The sequence below is a fragment of the Candidatus Eisenbacteria bacterium genome (assembly GCA_016867495.1).
Classification (GTDB): Bacteria; Eisenbacteria; RBG-16-71-46; order CAIMUX01; family VGJL01; genus VGJL01.
The window spans coordinates 1-1,651 of sequence record VGJL01000358.1 but is presented as its reverse complement, the minus strand read 5'-3'; the positions used below and the strand labels follow the sequence as shown (position 1 = coordinate 1,651).

General features: G+C 67.5%; 1 protein-coding gene. It reads left to right on the top strand.

What is annotated here, in order from left to right; genetic code table 11:
- Positions 1-16: 16 nt before the first annotated feature.
- Positions 17-1,591, top strand: a complete 1,575-nt coding sequence (locus FJY88_14235) for a hypothetical protein (GenBank protein ID MBM3288486.1) — start codon at positions 17-19, stop codon at positions 1,589-1,591.
- Positions 1,592-1,651: the final 60 nt, after the last annotated feature.

Below are 1,651 nucleotides of genomic sequence, written 5' to 3'. Positions count from 1 at the left end.
GCGAGAGCCCCTGCGGATGCGCGCGCGCCCGGACGATCCCTACGGATCCTCGCGCGCCCAGCTCGGCGAGATCGGCGTGATCGACGCCCACGACGCCGGCTACGCCGGAGCCCGCGTGCTTGTCATGATGCTCGACACCGGGTTCCGCAAAGACCACGACGCCTTCGCCGAGACCGATCTCCTCGCCGAGCGCGACTTCGTCTTCTCCGATGACGAGACGCAGAACGAGCCGGAGGACAGCCCGTACCAGCACTGGCACGGCACGGCCACCTGGTCGGCCTGCGGCGGCCGCGCCCCCGGGACGCTCACCGGTCCCGCCTACCGGTCGACCTTCCTTTTGGCCAAGACCGAGGATGTTCGATCCGAGACTCCGGTCGAGGAGGACAACTACATCGCCGCTCTCGAGTGGGGCGACTCGCTGGGCGTCATGGTGACCTCCGCATCGCTGATCTACCTCACCTTCGATGGCGGAGGCGGATGGGGCTACCCCGATCTGGATGGCGACACGGTCCCCTTGACCCGCGCTCTCGATCGCGCCGCGCAGAGGGGGATCCTTTGCGTGAACGCGATGGGAAACTACGGTGCGGGGGTCGGCACCCTCGGCGTCCCGGCGGATGCCGATTCGATTCTCGCCTGCGGAGCGGTCGACGCGTCCAATCAGATCGCCTCCTTCAGCTCGCGCGGCCCCACTCACGACGGCCGGATCAAGCCGGAGGTCGTCGCGCGCGGCGTCGACACCTTCGCCGCCGACGCCGACGGCCCGGATCTCTACCGCTACGTCTCCGGGACATCCCTATCGACCCCGCTCGTCGGGGGGGCGTGCGCGCTGGTGCTGGAAGCCCATCCCGAGTGGTCCGCAGAGCAGGCCCGGGACGTCCTCATGCAGACGGCCGACCGGTCGTCCGCCCCGGACAACAACTACGGGCATGGGAGGATCGATGTCTGGGCCGCCATCGAATCGTCCCCGCGGGTCGTGCCGGTCCCGTTCGACCTCCTCGAGCCGGCCGATGAAGAGACGCTCGCCGACCACAGGCCGACCTTCCGCTGGCGGGCCTCGACGGATCCGGGCGGAGGCGGGATCGATTATGAGCTCTGGATCGACGATCAGGGGGATTTCTCCTCTCCCCTGGTGTACCCTGATCTGCAGGACACCCTTCTTGCGATTCCGGACCCTCTCGCGCCGCAGCAGAAGCACTACTGGCGGGTGATCGCGGAGGAGCCTGACGGATACCGGCGTCTGTCCAGATCGGACGGCTCCTTCACGACACCCGAAGGATCGGACGCGCAGGATCCCGCATTGGGGGCGGATCGATGGATCCTCGAGGCGAGGCCGAATCCGTGGAGCGCCGAGACCCTGCTTCGCTGGTTCGCCCCGGCCGCGGGCATGGGACAGGTCGTCCGCTTGACTCTATTGGACCCTGCGGGTAGGCGTCTCATGCGGGAGCGTCTGCCGGTCACTCATGTAGGATGGAACGAGTTCCCGTTGCAATCGAGGTCTCTCGGTGGCACAAGCCTGACGTCCGGCGTATACATCGTGCTGTTGGAGGCGCCCGGTACCACGGTGAAGATGAAGGTCGTCCTCGCCCGCTAGAGGACGACCGGGGGTAGTGGCTAGCGATGGCATGGACTCAGGAGAAACTGGTCCGGCTGC